Here is a 16,189-nt window from a genome sequence, read left to right as displayed (position 1 = left end):
TAGCAGGCGCGACTCTGTTCTGGCGGCTAGCCGTTAGCTCGCTGCAGTTGGGAGGGTATAATGCACCAAAACTGATGACAAATGAGGTCTATGTGAGTCATACGAAGGATCGGTGGACACTTGAAGATATCACCGCACTGTTTGACGGTATTTTTGCCCAACGGTATCAGACCCGGTTGATTCGCGGTGGCGATGAACCCCTTTATCGACCCGCGAATTCAGAAACATCCTACCATCAGGTTATTTTCGCACGTGGCTATTATGCCAGTGCGCTACATGAAATTAGCCATTGGTGTATTGCGGGCGAGAAACGTCGCCAACTAGAAGATTACGGCTACTGGTACTGCCCTGATGGGCGCGATGCTGAGCAGCAAAAAGCGTTTGAGCAGGCTGAGATAGCGCCACAGGCGTTGGAGGCTATCTTCACCCGCGCCTGTGGTCGTGTGTTTCATGTCAGCGTAGACAATTTAGGCGGTGATATAGAGGTCGATATAGAGGCCTTTGCGACTCGAGTAGAGGACCGCGCGCAACGCTACTTAAAAGAGGGCTTGCCAGCCCGTGCCAACGCCTTCCAATTGGCGCTTGAGTGCTTCTATCAACACAAGGAAACGCTTGCGGTGGCCGTGAGCCAAGCGCATGCCGCGTTAGATAAAATGGATAAAGCGCAGGCGTTTTAATCTTCTTCGGTCAGGCGCTGATGCATTGATAGCATAACCTCAAGCTCATGTTCTGGGCGCATCGGTTCTAAGCCCAGCTCGCTGAACGTTTCGCGCCGCTGGCGGTGCCATTCGCCTGGCGTGATTGAAGGGTAGAGCACCGACGCTGGGGCGAGCTCCACGAAAGGATCTAGCCCATAGGTGTCAAACAACCGCGCCAACGCCGCTTCGTCGTCACCGTTGTCGCTGGTATACAGCGTTGCGGAGAAGTGGTCATTTTCAAGCTCGCGAATTACCTCTAGCGGGCTGACCCCCAGGCTTTCCAGCTCTTCCATGCTGTAGGCGCCCAAGGCATTGGTGTCTTCTTTGATCCAGCTATCGTCCGGCTGAATCAATGTTTGTTTCACTCGGCCATCGGGTAGCGACCAGGCAATGGCTAGCGGGAGCCCATCGTCTTCGCCCGTTTCAATGGCTATAAAGCCTGGATAATCGGCCACGCTAATACTCCTTTTAAGATTCCGTGGGAAGACGGAAAAACCGCTGAGCGGTCTGTGTAGTTGCCGCACCTAATTCAGCTTCGCTAATACCTTGCCAATGGGCGATCTCGCGGACAATCCACGGTAGCAACGCCGGTTCGTGTCGGCGACCCTTTAACTTTGCCGGTAAGTTGCGGGGCAATAGATAAGGGCAGTCGGTTTCTATCATCAAACGCTCTAAAGGTATATCGCATACCAGTGGCCGCAGGTGGTGACCGCGCCGCTCGTCGCAAATCCAACCGGTCAGGCCTATATGCAAGTCTAGGTCGAGATAACCAAACAGCGTATCGCGATCAGCGGTAAAACAGTGCACTACCGCGTGGCTGATGTCGTCTCGCCAGGCGTGCAGGATTTCACGCATACGCTGGCCTGCATCTCGTTCGTGTAAGAACAGCGGTAAACCGCTTTCCACTGCAAGAGCCAGCTGCGCTTCAAAGGCACGCTCCTGTTCCAGGGGCGTCGAGAAGTTGCGATTAAAATCCAAACCACACTCGCCTACGGCGACGACCTCGGGCATGGCATGCAGGGCCGTCATGGCGCGCTTAAGTGGCTCGTCCCAGCGACTGGCATCATGGGGGTGAACTCCCGCCGTGGCGTAGAGGCCAGGATACTGCTTAGCTAGCGCAACCGCTTGCTCGGCGTGGGCAAGGTCGGTGCCAGTAACGATCATGGTCGTTACCTGCGCCGCCTTGGCGCGCTGGATAACCGCCTCAAGATCACGACCAAAGCTTTCATGGGTCAAGTTAGCGCCAATATCCACCAAAGGGGTGCTAGGCCGAAACTGGAGTGCTTCGGGTAAAAAATCATCGGCATACGCGGTGGCCAAAGGTATCTCCCGTTTGATATGCGAAGGCACTATTGTAACGGTATGCGCGAGCATCGACTAATGCATAACGTTCCCCCTCCCGGCGCGCTCATGCGTTACACTGTGCGCCTCACGATTAAGGAGGACACCGCGTGACCCTGTTACGACTCGAACAGCTGCAACTCGCCTACGGCACCCATGTACTACTCAATCGCGCCGACCTGACGGTTGAAAAAGGCGAGCGGCTGGCGCTGGTCGGGCGCAACGGCACCGGAAAGTCCACTCTGCTGAAGCTGGTAGCGGGGGATATCCTGCCCGACGATGGCTCAATCTGGCGCGCACCTGGCCTCAAGATCGGCGTGCTGGCTCAGGAACTACCCGAGTCATCTGGCTTGACCATTTTCGATATGGTGGCCCAAGGCCTGCCAGAAGCCGGAGAGTTACTCTCTGAGTATGATCATCTTATTAATGATCCCGATCCTGATATGGATCGCATGGCGACACTGCAAACACGTCTGGAAGCCATCGATGGCTGGTCCTTTCACCAGCGTATCGACACCGTGCTGACCCGCTTAGGCCTGCCCCCAGCAGCTGAAATGAGCTCGCTCTCTGGTGGCTGGCGCCGCCGGGTGGCGCTAGCGCGCGCCCTGGTCGCTGAGCCCGATCTGCTGCTGCTCGATGAACCTACCAACCACTTGGATCTGGACACCATTGCCTGGCTGGAAGAGCAACTGCTGGCGTTTAACGGCGCGGTACTGCTGATTACCCACGACAGGGCGTTTCTTTCCAAGCTGGCGACCAATATCCTGGAGCTAGACCGTGGCCAGCTAGGGCGCTACCCCGGCAAGTACGAAGAGTACCAGGGCCGTAAACAGCATGAGCTGGAAGTAGAAGCGCGGGAGAACGCCGAGTTTGATAAAAAACTCGCTCAAGAGGAAGCCTGGATTCGTCAGGGGGTCAAAGCACGGCGTACCCGCAACGAAGGCCGGGTGCGCGCGCTGGAAGCGATGCGTAACGAGCGGAGTCAGCGCCGTGAGCGTCAAGGCAATGCTAATTTAACGGTAGATCGCGGCGAGCGCACTGGCAAGCGCGTTGTAGAGCTGCAGGGCGTCACCCAGCGGTTTGGCGATGACGTGATACTGCGCGATATTAATCTTGAGGTACTGCGCGGTGACCGTATCGGCTTCCTGGGGCGCAACGGTGCCGGCAAGACAACCCTGCTGAAAATCCTGCTGGGTGAGTTGGAGCCCAGTGAAGGCAAGGTGCAGATGGGCACCAACCTGAAAGTGGCCTATTTCGATCAGCTGCGCGCCGGTTTGGAGCTTGATAAAACCGTTTACGATAACGTTGCCCAGGGTAGCGATCGCGTCAGCGTGGGCGGTAAAGATCGCCATGTGATGAGCTATCTGCAGGACTTCCTGTTCACCCCAGAGCGGGTACGCCAGCCGGTGAAAGCACTTTCTGGTGGCGAGTCCAACCGTTTACTGCTGGCCAAGTTGTTCACTCAGCCAGCTAACGTTCTGGTGCTCGATGAGCCGACCAACGACCTCGACATGGAAACCCTGGAGCTGCTCGAAGAGCTGTTGCTTGATTTCGATGGCACGCTGCTGCTGGTTTCCCACGACCGAACCTTTATGGATAACGTCGTCACCAGCATGCTCGCTTTTGAAGGCGATGGTGTTGTGCGTGAATACGTGGGTGGCTATACCGATTGGATTCGCCAGGGTGGCAAACTGCCGCCAGCGCCTTGGGAAGGGGCCGCGCGTCAGCGTACCGAACCCACCTCTGAAGCGCCCAAAAAAGTAGCTGAAGCACCCGCCGCAGCGGCCAAGAAAAGCGTCAAACTCTCGTATAATCTGCAACGTGAGTTAGATGCACTACCCGCCGAAATCGAACGCCTTGAAGGGCAAGTAGAGGCATTGGAGAGTGAGATTGGTGATCCTGCGTTTTATCAGCAAGATTCAGAGGCCGTGACGGCTAAGCTACAAACGCTGGAAAAAGTGCAGAAGGCGTTAGAAGTTGCTATGGAGCGCTGGATGGCGTTAGAAGCGATGGCTGCAGGCGAATAAGCGCACTAGCGTTAAAAAGGCGCCTGAGGGCGCCTTTTTGTTAGCGACAGCACGCAGGCGTTTACTCGTCGCTTTTTTCGCCTTTTTTACCTACGCGTACTGCTAACACATCGCACTGGGCACCATGAAGAACCCCTGTGGAAGTGGAGCCAAGCAGCAGTGCAAAGCCGTGGCGACCATGTGAGCCCACCACGATCAAGTCCACATCGTGCTCTTCGGCAAAACGATGGATTTCGGTGTCGGGCATACCGACGACAACGTGCTGGTCAGCCTCGGCAACATGGGGGGCGGCAATTTCAGCCAAGCGTTTTTTAGCATGTTCATCCAACTGGTCTTGGATACTGGTCAAATCCATGGGTATATCGCCACCGTAAGCAAACCCCAGCGGTTCCAGAGTATGCATAATGGAGATTTTAGCTTGATCATTGCGAGCAGCGATCGCAACGGCACGTTCCAGAATCTTGTGGGAGTCTTTGGTTAAGTCAACGGCAACTAAAATGTGGTGATAGCTCATGGCGTATCTCCTTGGCATGGATAGCACTAGTTAACAAAGAAAAAAGCTCTTTGTTCAATGACCGTTACTTTAGATGGCGTGTCTGATTTTAACAATGGCTAGAGTTTTAACAATGACTTGAGTCAAAACAGCGACCTGAGTCAAGGTCTTTAAAATAGTGTAATACAGTCTGGCTCCTGTGGAGGGAAATGTAGAGATGGAATGGTTAATTGTCGTGTTTATTATGTTATTTGTCATAGCGCCAGTGATGTGGTTAAAGCCCAGCCCGCGTCAAAAACGCCAACAGTCGCTGCGCTCGCAAATCTCAAAGCAGGGCGTCAGCATCAAACTGGAAAAGCCGCCTCTGCACCATTTTAAAGGTACTATGCCTGCTTACCGTTGGCACTTTTCTCAGGAAGAGCCCGGCCCGGATTTCCTGTTGGTAAGAGACAGTAATGCCAGCGAGGCTTTAACACCTTATTACGCAGGTTGGCGTTGGCGGATAGCCCCTTTGCGCCCGCTACCCGATAATGCCGCAATACCCTTAAGAGCGTTACTTGAACGCTTGCCGCAAGATGCGCTAGTGGTGCAATCAACGTCTAATGCGCTGACGCTTTGGTGGTGGGAGTCGCAAACCGCGGAGCGGTTCGCGACTTATTTACCCGAATTTCAGCAGTTGAGGGATGCACTGCGTGGGCGTGCCGACCAACCTGTCAGTCAGCCGTTGAGGGGCACTGATCAGGCTTCCTCCAACGTCAGTAGTCAAGATGCTGGGCTGTCTTGATCCCGAGCCTGTATCGCCATCCCATTGGACTCAATCACCGCCAGCCACTCGTTGAGCTGCTCGAGGTTTTCGTCAGTGAGGCCGGCAAACATCTCCTTGCGTGCCTGTTGAGCCACGCTGTCGATCTTTTCCAGCAACGGCATGGCGGCGGGTGTCAGATAAATCCGTTTGCTGCGGCGGTCATTGTCACAGGCGCGTCGTTCAACCAGGCCTTGCTCTTCAAGCTGTCCCAGGGTACGCACCAGGGACGGCGCTTCCACCCCAATGGCCCGCGCAAGGTCGCACTGTGGGTGCCCTTCACCTAAGCGCCAAAGGTGATAGAGCGTGACCCAGCGAGTTTGAGTCAACCCCAGCGGCGCCAAACGGCGGTCTAGAATAGAGCGCCATAGGTGGGGCAAGCGAGCGATACGAAAACCAATTGTTGAAGCCATAGGCCATTAGCTACCAAAAAATGTGAGTATGCGAATTGTCATAACCTGCGCCGCTGAATGCAAGACGCTTAACAATTCAGTCTTCTGGCTGTGCTTCTTCATCGTTGGATCGACCAGGCACAAAACGCTTTAAATTCAGGGCGCTCAGACCACTGGCACGTATTTCACCATCAGCCTGAGAAGCTTGCTGGCTGTCCTCCGATACCTCAAAGCGTATGAGCCCCAAGCGTTGGCCTGTTCCCGTCATAATATCAATACGCCACTCTCCAGAAGGGTCTGCAGGAAAGTTTTGCTTGTGGCTCCACGCGCGATAACCCTCTTCACGCCCGCCATTGATGTTCAGTTCCACAACATCCATTGCTTCACCGTTATGATGCCAAGCATGGGTAATGGTTTCACTCAAGCCTCGTGGTGCCCGAATGGCAGTATAGACATAAAGGCCATTTTCGCTGATGGCCTGAGGAGTAAGTGGCATTGTTCCTTGAGGGAGACGCTGTTCAACATCAAAGCCGGGAGAGAGAGCACTGCTTGTCATCCACATGCTGGCGGGTGGCACCCAGATACGTCCCAACCACGCTCCGTAGGCTAGTAATAAGGTTAACGCAAAAAAGGCGAGCCAGCGTTTTAGCGTGTGCTGTTTAAGTAAATGCCAAAAGCTGGGCAGAGCTACCACGATGGTAATGCCAAGGGCCAGCAGCAAACTCTGCCCTGTGGTCAGGTGGACCATGATGGGCAAAGTCACCAGTAGTACCAAAAATACGCAAAGGGCGTGAAAAGCAAAATAAAGACTGCGCGCGCGTTCCGCGACCTTGAAGTACAGCGGATCAATAATCGACAGTAGTGCCATTCCGCCTACCAGTAGCGCAAAAAGAGTTTGTCCGCTATTCCATACGGTGGTAACTAAAACAAACGGTAGCGTGAAAAATAGCGTTTCCTGGTGAATCATTTGCGCAATAAAAGTGGTCACACCGCGTGGCGGGGTAGGATGCCCCCGGCGGGAGAGCCAGCGGGTAATCAAACCTTCAGAAAGCAGTAACAGCCAGGCAAGCAATAGCCCCAGCGCTAGTGCTGCGCCAAGCCACTGCTGACGATCGACCAGAAAGAAACTACCCAACCCAGCTGAAAACGCCATCGGAGGCCATAGCCAGCTCCACGGCTTTAGGCGTTCGACAAGGCTTTCAATACGCCGCTGAGTGGCTTCAATGCGCGATGGCGTGAGCAATTCGCCCATAACAAGGTAACCTGCAAAATAAAAGGAAGCGTGATCCTAGCAGTATGAACGCAAGCAGGGGAGTGTTGGTCTGATTAGTTTTGCAGATTAGCCAAAAGTCAGGGCTTGACGTATACCGGCAACTCAACCAAGCTAAAGCAATCAAACGACCGTATGAATCGCGTACGCGGTAGTAACTGAATCAAGCTTTAGTAACTGAACAAAAGTGTGGCGGGTTCTCTTTTCAGAGCCAGCCCGAATTGTGGAGAGAGCACGGATGATCTATCAAGGCAATGCCATCACGGTGACACGTCGTGACACCCCGAGTGGCAATGATATCGCAATGCTCACTTTCGATCTGAAAGATGAGTCCGTCAATAAACTCTCAAGCGCTGTGGTAACAGAGCTGGGGGAGGCAGTGAGCGCCATTCAGGCTGAAAACAGCTTAAAAGGTTTGGTCATTGCAAGCGGTAAAGATGTGTTTATCGTGGGCGCTGATATCACCGAGTTTCACACGCTGTTCGATAAGGGTGAAGAGTACCTGGTAGAGATGAATCTGAAGGTACACGACATCTTTAACGCCATTGAAGACCTGCCGTTCCCTACGGTAACGGCGATTAATGGTCTGGCGTTGGGTGGCGGCTGTGAAGTATTGCTGACCACCGATTTTCGTGTGATGAGCGAGAAAGCCAAGATTGGCCTGCCAGAAACCAAGCTCGGCATTCTGCCCGGTTGGGGTGGCTGTGTACGCCTGCCTCGCATTATCGGCGCCGACAATGCCATCGAGTGGATTGCCGGTGGCACCGAGAACCGTGCCGATGCCGCACTAAAAGTAGGCGCCGTGGATGCGGTGGTGACGGCTGAACAGTTGGAAGATGCCGCACTGGATATTCTTGACCGTGCCAATGCTGGGGAACTGGACTATCAAGCCCGTCGTACTGAAAAAACCAGCCCGCTGAAGCTCAATCCTATCGAGCAGATGATGGCCTTTGAAACCGCCAAAGGGTATGTCGCAGGCAAAGCGGGTCCCCACTATCCTGCGCCGGTAGAAGCGATCAAAGTGATCCAGAAAGGTGCGGGTGAACAGCGAGGCCGCGCTCAGGCGATTGAAGCCAAGGCATTTGCCAAGCTGGCGCTGAGCAGTGTGGCTTTTAACCTGGTTGGCCTGTTCCTTAACGACCAAGTGGTCAAGAAAAAAGCCAGCAAATATGAGAAGCAGTCCCAGCCGGTAAAACAAACGGCTGTGCTGGGCGCGGGTATTATGGGTGGCGGGATCGCTTACCAGAGTGCTTCCAAAGGCACGCCGATCCTGATGAAAGATATCAAGGATGATGCGATAGAGTTAGGCCTGAAAGAAGCCCGCAAACTGTTTGCCAAGCAGGTCGAGCGCAAAAAGCTGACTACCGAGCAGATGGCTGAAAAACTCACCAATATTCGTCCCACGCTCTCTTACGGTGATTTTGGCAACGTCGATCTTGTCGTCGAAGCAGTCGTTGAAAACCCAAAAATCAAAGACGCCGTACTCACTGAAGTGGAAGGCATGGTGAGTGAAAACACCATCCTTACGTCGAACACCTCAACGATATCGATTAATCGATTAGCGCAGAACTTGAAGCGGCCCGAGAACTTTTGCGGTATGCACTTCTTCAACCCCGTGCACCGTATGCCGCTGGTGGAAGTGATTCGTGGCGAAAAAACGTCGGATGCCGCTGTTGCAGCTACCGTGGCTTATGCGCGGGCCATGGGTAAAACGCCAATCGTGGTGAATGACTGCCCCGGCTTCTTGGTCAACCGGGTACTGTTCCCTTACTTTGGCGGCTTTAGCTTCCTGGTTGAGCAGGGCGCCGACTTCCAGCACGTTGATAAAGTGATGGAGAAGTTCGGTTGGCCTATGGGCCCCGCCTATTTGTTGGATGTGGTCGGCCTGGATACCGCCGTTCACGCCAATGAAGTAATGGCCGAAGGGTTCCCTGATCGCATGGCTCGCGAGGGTAAAACCGCCATTCAGGTCATGTACGACAATGAGCGTCTTGGCCAGAAGAATGACAAAGGCTTCTACGCTTACGAAGAAGATAAGAAGGGTAAGCCGAAGAAAGTCACCGATGAAGCGGCTTACACCTTGGTTAAAGAGGTGGTGAAAGAGCACAAAGAGTTTTCAGACGAGGACATTATCGCTCGCATGATGGTGCCGCTGTGCTTGGAAACCGTGCGTTGCTTGGAAGATGGCATTGTAGCCACCCCAGCGGAAGCCGATATGGCGCTGATTTATGGCATCGGCTTCCCGCCATTCCGCGGTGGTGCGCTGCGCTACATTGATGCCATGGGCGTGGCAGAGTTTGTGCAACTGGCGGAAGGGCTAGCCGAAGAGCTGGGGCCGCTGTACGCCCCCACCGACAAGCTGCGTCAGATGGCTCAAAACGGCGAGTTATTCTATTCCAGCGATAAGTCTGCCAGCCAAGCTTAACCACCACCTATAGGAGAGAAAAGATGAGTTTGAATCCGAGAGATATTGTGGTGGTTGACGGTGTCCGTACCGCCATGGCGAAAGCCAAAAATGGTGCTTTTCGCAACGTTCGCGCTGAGAATCTCTCCGCTGCGGCTATGCAGGCACTCTTTACTCGTAACCCAAACCTAGACCCATCAGAAGTTGACGATGTGATCTGGGGCTGTGTAAATCAGACGCTTGAGCAATCAATGAACATTGCTCGCAACGCGGCAATCATGACCGGCATTCCCCGCTCGGTGCCTGCGCAAACCGTTAACCGTTTGTGTGGCTCTTCGATGACGGCGCTGCATATCGCAGCCGCCAACATTAAAGCAGGCATGGGTGACTTCTTTATCATCGGCGGTGTGGAGCACATGGAGCACGTACCCATGGCCCACGGGGTTGATGTAAACCCGGCGGCTAGCAAGTATGCGGCCAAAGCGGCGATGATGATGGGCCTGACTGCCGAGCTGCTGGGTAAAATGCACGGCGTCTCACGGGAAGAGCAGGATAAGTTTGGTGTGCGTTCCCACCAGCGTGCTCAGGCGGCGATGGAGAAGGGCTACTTCGATAATGAAATTATCGGTGTTGAAGGCCACGATCAGCGCGGCTTCAGGGTGATGGTTCAGCGCGATGAGGTGATTCGCCCAGACTCAACCCTGGAATCCATGGCGAGCCTCAAACCGGTATTTGACCCGCGTAATGGTACCGTGACTGCAGGTACGTCCTCGGCGCTTTCTGTTGGTGCCTCAGCAATGGCAGTGATGAGCTACGAGCGCGCCCAAGCGCTGGGCTTAGAGCCCATCGCGCGAGTGCTTTCGACCGGTGTTGCAGGTTGCGATGCCTCCATCATGGGCTATGGTCCCGTGCCCGCGTCTAAGAAAGCGCTTAAAGCTGCTGGCCTCTCAGCCGCTGATATCCAAACCGTTGAGCTCAACGAAGCGTTTGCCGCTCAGGGTATTCCAGTGCTGAAAGACTTAGGTTTCCTGGATGCGATGGACGATAAGGTTAACCTCAATGGTGGTGCCATTGCCCTTGGGCACCCGCTAGGCTGTTCGGGCTCGCGCATTTGCACTACGCTGTTGAATGTTATGCAGCAGCGCGATACCACCCTGGGTTTGGCGACCATGTGTATCGGCATGGGACAGGGCGTTGCAACGGTTTTTGAACGACTGAAATAACTATAGCGCTTAGGTATTCAAACGGCATCCTTCGGGGTGCCGTTTTTATTTGTCAGGTCTCTGTTCAGAAAAACACTCTTCAGAATGTCTCTATTCAGACTGAAACGCATTGCGGTGAAAATCCGCTGCGGCTTGTACTTCCGCAATGCCACAGGTATCGGGTTCTGGCACCTTGCTGCCCGCCAGAACCGCGAGCACGGCCCTTGTGCCGTTGGCCAGTGACTCAAGGTTGTAGCCGCCCTCTAATACAAATACCAAACGGCCATCACAGTGCTGTTCGGCCAGCTGTTGTAAGAAGCCTGCTAAAGCGCCAAACCCCTCATAGGAAACATTGAGCGCTAAGTCATGCCAGTGGGGGTCAAAGCCGGCAGAAACTAAAATAATATCAGGCTTAAACCATGCCGCCGCAGGTGCAAGAATATCGTGAAACGCTTTCAGGTACGCCTCGTCGCCCGCCCCAGCGGGCAGCGGTACGTTGATGGTGGTGCCTTCGCCCAGACCGGCGCCTACTTCTTCCAGGTGGCCAGAGCCGGGGTAGAAAGGCGCGGCGCGGTGGATGTCAAAAAACATCACATCGGGCTCTGCCCAGAAAATATCCTGAGTACCGTTGCCGTGGTGGGCGTCCCAATCAACAATGAGCACTCTTTCACAACCTAACGCGCTGCGGGCATGGGCTGCCGCCACTGCTACATTGTTAAACAAGCAAAAGCCGCGGGCGCGAACGGGTTCGGCGTGGTGTCCCGGTGGGCGCACAAGAGCAAAGGCGCTTTTAGTGCGTTTTTCCATGACTGCTTCGACCGCGGCAATGGCCGTTCCAGCGGCGACTTCAGCGGCATCAACGCTACCCGGGGAAACGGCTGTGGTGTCTACATCCAGCCAGGCATTTTTGCCGCGTAGGCTAAAGATATCACTTAGATAGGAAGTGGTGTGCACCCGTGCTAACTGCTCATGGGTAGCCGCTTTGCCCCCTTCAATTTTTAGGCCTTCAATGGGAGCTTTCTCAAGCAGTTGTTGAATAGCGGTTAATCGCCCAGGGTGCTCGGGATATTTCCAGGGCCCGGGTAAGCCAGCAAGGAGATGGCGAATGCGCTTATCGATACGCTGAGGTAAAAAATCGGCCTCGATATTGGGTTCGTGAGCGAGTACGCGATCATCATAGAAGGCAATGACGTTGTGCATAATGGCTACCTAAGATACGTGCGTTGATTACTCTCAATCGTGCTGATGGCACGAAATGCTTACCTACAGTAAGGCAGGCTAGGCAAGGTTATACAATGCCGTTATCAACACTAAACGCTAAGGTCATGCTAATTTCTTCCACCTGGTCGGGTTGAGTAATGGTTTAAAAATGGTAATAAAAAAGGCTAATTATGAGGATTTTATGCAAAAATTTGCTCCTAAATATTAAGTTTTAGCTTATTCGAAAAATTTAGACCATATTAAACACCATGTTAAAAGTAGGTAGTGCCCATTATTTTCTTAGATGATTCCTGCTTCCAAACTAGCAGCCACCGCTAATCCTAGCTCTTCACACTGATCAATGAACTCTGTCTGAAAGCCTCCCTTGCAAACCAGAGGGGCTTGGACCAACCTCCAGCTCAACCCCTTGGTAATGCTCTCAATCGCTCTGCAGGTGCCTGTACCATCGTGACCAGCTCGAACGTAAAATGCGAACGGCAAGCCTTCGGTTTTATCCAAACAGGGGTAATAGCATCTATCGAACATATCCTTTACTAGCCCTGACATATAACCCAAGTTTTCAGTGGTGCCAATGATGATGGCATTGGCTGTCATGATGTCCTCAGGCTGAGTTTCGAGAGGCGAAAGCGACTGCACCTCCACGTTCTCTATATCAGGATTATTCGCGCCACAAATGGCGGCTTTCAACATTGTTTGGGTGTTCTTGGAGGGGGCATGAGCAATAATCAGCAGTTTCTTATTTACAGTCATGACAATCTCATCATTGGTCGCCCATTTTCTACCCAAGTGTTAGTGCGGAACTTATGAAATGCAAGACCGTGCAGCATAGCTAAATATTAGCCAGCAACCGAGTAGGCCAGCGCGAGGACATCCTCATGACGCACGCGACTGATTTATACCTCAATCTTCACGAATGGCACGGGCTAGCATGTCGGTGATGGGTTTGACCATGTAGCTTGAAAAGGTTCTTTCGCCTGTACGCAGCATCACTTCAGCTGGCATGCCGGCGAGCAATTTCATGGTTTCGGTCATGTTTTCTTGTCCTTCAGTGGTGACACGAAGGCGCACCTTGTAATAGCGAGCCCGGGTCGCTTCATCCTCGAAGCTGTTGGCACTTACGTGGATAACCTCTCCGTCGATGACGTTTGAAAGACGCTGGTTGAAAGCGCTGAATCGTATCTCGGCAGGCTGACCCATATAAAGGTGATCAATATCATGGTCCGGCACCTTGGCTTCTACAATGAATCCAACATCGGTTGGCACAATATCGAGCAGTGGATCACCGGAACGGATAACGCCTCCCAAAGTATGCACTTGTAGCCCTACCACCGTTCCCGAAACTGGTGCCAGCACCTCTGTGCGCTCTACCTTATCCATCAGGGCGGTAAGGCGCTCTTCAGCGTCGGCCACTTCAGCCTGGGTCTGGCGTAAGGCTTCGCCCACCTGCTGCTGAAACTCCTGCAGGCGAACCTGCTTTTGCAACGCGTTTTCACTGATTTGTGAATGCAGCCGGGCGACTTCCGAGGCGTGCTGGGCATTGACACTCTGATACTCGAGGCTTTCACGTTCCAATTCATGCATTCGTTGGCTACTGATCATGCCATTTTGGAACAGTTTGCGGTGATTGGCGGCGTCACCTTCGAGCGAGCTGATGCGTCGTTGATTAATGTGCTGCGTATTGATCAAGCCTTCAATCTGTTCGTTCATTTGCACGATTTGCTCATCGAGGGAAGCAAGTGTGCTAGAGAGAGACTCACGTCGGGAGTCGAATAAACGGTGCTGCACTTCAAGCACCTCTTTAACCCGAGGGTGATCGGAGGTCGTTAGCTCTTCGGGAAAGCTCAGCGTCTCTGCGTCGCTAAGTTCGGCCAGCAGTCGCACCTCGGTAGCGCGACTGATGAGATAGTCAGAGCGGGTGACGCGTAGCTGGGAGCGTGCCTGGGTATCGTCCAGGACCATCAGAACATCGCCGGTTTCTACATGGTCGCCGTCTTCGACCTGAATGCTTTTGACGATGCCGCCCTCAAGATGCTGCACGGTTTTGGTGAAACTTTCTACAGAGACGGAGCCTGGGGCCACCACAGATACGGCTAGATTGGCAAACACTGACCAACTGCCGAAACCACCAATGGCAATAATTAATATGGCGATGCCCAGCCGACGGTATCTTGTATCTTCGAGTGGTAGCTCGTCGTTTTTCTGGAGTGCCATTCCAGACCCTTGGGGCTTCTGCATATTCATGACGGAATCTCCTCGCCGCCATTGCGGCCGCGTGCACTGGGTTTTAGTGATGCCACGCGAGGGCGGCCACCGTCTGCCGTCATGCGGGTGACAAGTGCTATTCTGGGTGGTTTGAGCGAGCCGATCTGGCCTTCTTTCAACACCAGTACCCGATCGACATTGCTTAGCAGGAGCGAGCGATGAGTAATGATCAGTGCCGTGGTGCCTTCCTGGCGTAGCCGAATCAAGCAGTGGGCAAGTGACTGCTCACCTGCATCGTCCAGATTGGCATCGGGCTCGTCCAGGACTACCAATACGGGCTGGCCATATAGCGCTCGCGCAAGGCCGATGCGCTGGCGCTGGCCTGCGGAGAGGGCATTGCCCCCGTGGGAGAGCCAAGTGTCATAGCCGTTCGGCTGTTCGAGAATCATCTCGTGCACGCCGGCTCTCTGAGCCGCCAATACGACAGCCTGAGGATCTACTTCGTCAAACCGGGCAATATTTTCCGAGATGGTGCCATCAAACAGCTCAATATCCTGGGGTAGGTAACCAATGTGAGGGCCCAGCGCCGTGCGGTTCCACTGGGTGATATCGGCGCCGTCCAAGCGAACACAGCCGTACTGGCTCGGCCAGATGCCGAGAGCCACGCGCGCAAGTGTCGACTTTCCGGACGCGCTGGGCCCCACGATGGCTAGATGTTCGCCTTTGGCGATGGTGAGGTTGATATCACGCAAGGTGGCCAACTTCTGTCCGGGCGGCGCCGCCGTCACTCCCTCAAGCGCGAGGCGCCCTCTAGGTTTAGGAAGTGGCATGCGCGGTTCTTCAGCAGGAATAGCCGTTAGCAGGTCTTCGAGACGCGCCTTAGAGGTGCGAGCCCCAGAAAACCCCTTCCAGCCGTTAATCATCTGATCGATAGGTGCCAATGCGCGCCCCATCAGAATTGATCCGGCAATCATCATGCCGGGCGTCAGGTCGCCCGTCAGTACCAGATAAGCCCCTAACCCGAGAATCAACGACTGAAACATCAACCTGAGTACTTTGGAGGTGTTAGTTATCAGCCCTGCCCTGTCACTAGCTTTTGATTGCAGGATCAAATATTCACGATGGCGCGCGCTCCAGCGGCCCATAATACCGGGCAGCATGCCCATGGCGTGGAGGACTTCGGCGTTTCTCAGGTTGCTGTTGGCTAAGTCCTGGGACATTACATGCTGGCTGTTGGCGTCGTTCAGCAGCGACTTGGTGGTGACTTCATTGATGATGGCAAGTGCTGTCAGAAGGATGCCTGCCCCCAAGGCGAACAGCCCAAACCAGGGGTGGAAAAGCGCGAGTACGCCGATATATACCGGGACCCAAGGTGCATCGAAAAAAGCGAAAAGGCCGTTACCGGAAAGAAATTGGCGGAGCGTCGTCAGGTCATTCAAGGGCTGCGCCGAGGGCTTGCCGGGTACCATTAGTGAGCGCTTGAACATGGCGGAGTAGAGGCGTTGACTAATCATAACATCAAGCTTGTTGCCGATCCGTACCAGTATGCGCGAACGCATCAGCTCCAGCCCGCCCATAACAACAAACAAGAAAACCACGACCATGGTCAACATCAGCAGTGTTTCCTGGCTCCGAGTAGTGATAACCCGGTCATAGACCTGCAGCATGTATAGCGGCGGCACGAGCATCAGCAAGTTGATGAACAAGCTGAACATGCCAACGTAGATAAAGCTGCGTCTGCAGGTACTAAGCACTTTTTGCAGATCCGAACCTTCGTGTGAATTCGACATGACCGAGCTCCAAGGCATTATTGATTTTCTTGCGGCCCAGCTATCACGACATCTGCAACGCCGTCTTGCTAGTCAATGATTGGGGTCGGCTTGAGGCGGTATGAGGCTTCTTTTTTTTGTAATTAATTTGTAAGTGGTGCGTTAGTTAGCGTATCAGGTTCTTTTTAAAAGCAGGTTACTAATTTTTTAGTTTTATTAGTGTTAATTACTCATTATAACTTCCGTTTTTCTCAAAAATTAATGTGGTGTGTTAGGCGTTATTTTTACCATTAAAACCGCTTAATTTGTTTGCCATTTTTTATAAGTGTATCTCTGCTCGTAACGAATGAGAGCTTTTTAACCCATTG

Annotated in this window: 14 protein-coding genes; 5 read left to right on the top strand and 9 right to left on the bottom strand. The window is 53.6% G+C overall.

Translation table 11 applies throughout. The features are described 5' to 3' along the window. The first annotated feature begins 74 nt into the window (after positions 1-74). Positions 75-677 (top strand): elongation factor P hydroxylase, encoded by a 603-nt coding sequence (locus AC5TBW_RS11635; RefSeq protein WP_495508728.1) that lies wholly within the window; start codon positions 75-77, stop codon positions 675-677. Here the strand turns inward: AC5TBW_RS11635 and AC5TBW_RS11630 are convergent. Together AC5TBW_RS11630 and AC5TBW_RS11625 are read right to left on the bottom strand one after the other, a co-directional pair. Then, positions 674-1,153, bottom strand: a complete 480-nt coding sequence (locus AC5TBW_RS11630; protein WP_008959945.1) for a hypothetical protein — start codon at positions 1,151-1,153, stop codon at positions 674-676. The two genes, AC5TBW_RS11635 and AC5TBW_RS11630, sit on opposite strands and share 4 nt — an antisense overlap. Before the next feature lie 13 nt (positions 1,154-1,166). Next, a complete protein-coding gene (locus tag AC5TBW_RS11625; protein WP_495508727.1) occupies positions 1,167-2,018 on the bottom strand; it encodes a TatD family hydrolase in 852 nt (283 codons plus the stop codon). A gap of 131 nt (positions 2,019-2,149) precedes the next feature. Between AC5TBW_RS11625 and AC5TBW_RS11620 the strand changes: the two genes are divergently transcribed. After that, positions 2,150-4,066, top strand: coding sequence for an ATP-binding cassette domain-containing protein (locus AC5TBW_RS11620; protein WP_495508726.1), 1,917 nt, complete (start codon positions 2,150-2,152; stop codon positions 4,064-4,066). Positions 4,067-4,127: 61 nt separating this feature from the next. On the opposite strand, the gene AC5TBW_RS11615 is transcribed toward AC5TBW_RS11620, so the two are convergent. Continuing rightward, positions 4,128-4,580 carry a universal stress protein gene (locus tag AC5TBW_RS11615; RefSeq protein WP_495508725.1) on the bottom strand — a complete coding sequence of 151 codons (453 nt, stop codon included), beginning with the start codon at positions 4,578-4,580 and terminating at the stop codon, positions 4,128-4,130. Positions 4,581-4,776: 196 nt separating this feature from the next. Here AC5TBW_RS11615 and AC5TBW_RS11610 point away from each other — a divergent pair, with 196 nt between their 5' ends. Then, positions 4,777-5,343, top strand: coding sequence for a preprotein translocase subunit YajC (locus tag AC5TBW_RS11610; protein ID WP_495508724.1), 567 nt, complete (start codon positions 4,777-4,779; stop codon positions 5,341-5,343). Here the strand turns inward: AC5TBW_RS11610 and slyA are convergent. Together slyA and AC5TBW_RS11600 are read right to left on the bottom strand one after the other, a co-directional pair. Beyond that, positions 5,322-5,774, bottom strand: coding sequence for a transcriptional regulator SlyA (gene slyA, locus AC5TBW_RS11605; RefSeq protein WP_495508723.1), 453 nt, complete (start codon positions 5,772-5,774; stop codon positions 5,322-5,324). The genes AC5TBW_RS11610 and slyA overlap by 22 nt on opposite strands. 76 nt (positions 5,775-5,850) lie before the next feature. Further along, positions 5,851-7,005 carry a DUF5924 family protein gene (locus tag AC5TBW_RS11600; RefSeq protein ID WP_495508722.1) on the bottom strand — a complete coding sequence of 385 codons (1,155 nt, stop codon included), beginning with the start codon at positions 7,003-7,005 and terminating at the stop codon, positions 5,851-5,853. 256 nt (positions 7,006-7,261) lie between these two features. Between AC5TBW_RS11600 and fadB the strand changes: the two genes are divergently transcribed. Both fadB and fadA read left to right on the top strand, forming a co-directional pair. Beyond that, positions 7,262-9,448, top strand: coding sequence for a fatty acid oxidation complex subunit alpha FadB (gene fadB / locus AC5TBW_RS11595; protein ID WP_495508721.1), 2,187 nt, complete (start codon positions 7,262-7,264; stop codon positions 9,446-9,448). Positions 9,449-9,471: 23 nt separating this feature from the next. Further along, positions 9,472-10,650: an acetyl-CoA C-acyltransferase FadA gene (fadA, locus tag AC5TBW_RS11590; RefSeq protein ID WP_495508720.1), complete on the top strand. Its 1,179-nt coding sequence runs from the start codon at positions 9,472-9,474 to the stop codon at positions 10,648-10,650. Between the two features lie 90 nt (positions 10,651-10,740). Here fadA and AC5TBW_RS11585 read toward each other — a convergent pair whose 3' ends face one another. From AC5TBW_RS11585 to AC5TBW_RS11570, 4 genes are all read right to left on the bottom strand, one after another. Beyond that, positions 10,741-11,829: a histone deacetylase family protein gene (locus AC5TBW_RS11585; protein WP_495508719.1), complete on the bottom strand. Its 1,089-nt coding sequence runs from the start codon at positions 11,827-11,829 to the stop codon at positions 10,741-10,743. Positions 11,830-12,129: 300 nt separating this feature from the next. After that, entirely contained in the window at positions 12,130-12,600 is a 471-nt protein-coding gene (locus tag AC5TBW_RS11580; protein WP_495508718.1) for a flavodoxin family protein, read from the bottom strand. 150 nt (positions 12,601-12,750) lie between these two features. Beyond that, positions 12,751-14,091: an HlyD family type I secretion periplasmic adaptor subunit gene (locus AC5TBW_RS11575; protein ID WP_495508717.1), complete on the bottom strand. Its 1,341-nt coding sequence runs from the start codon at positions 14,089-14,091 to the stop codon at positions 12,751-12,753. After that, entirely contained in the window at positions 14,088-15,842 is a 1,755-nt protein-coding gene (locus tag AC5TBW_RS11570; RefSeq protein ID WP_495508716.1) for a type I secretion system permease/ATPase, read from the bottom strand. The genes AC5TBW_RS11575 and AC5TBW_RS11570 overlap by 4 nt, the downstream gene beginning before the upstream one ends. Positions 15,843-16,189: the final 347 nt, after the last annotated feature.

The organism is Vreelandella sp. ssv (assembly GCF_059448525.1).
Note: the sequence above shows the minus strand (reverse complement) of the source record. Positions and strands in the feature narration are given on the sequence as shown.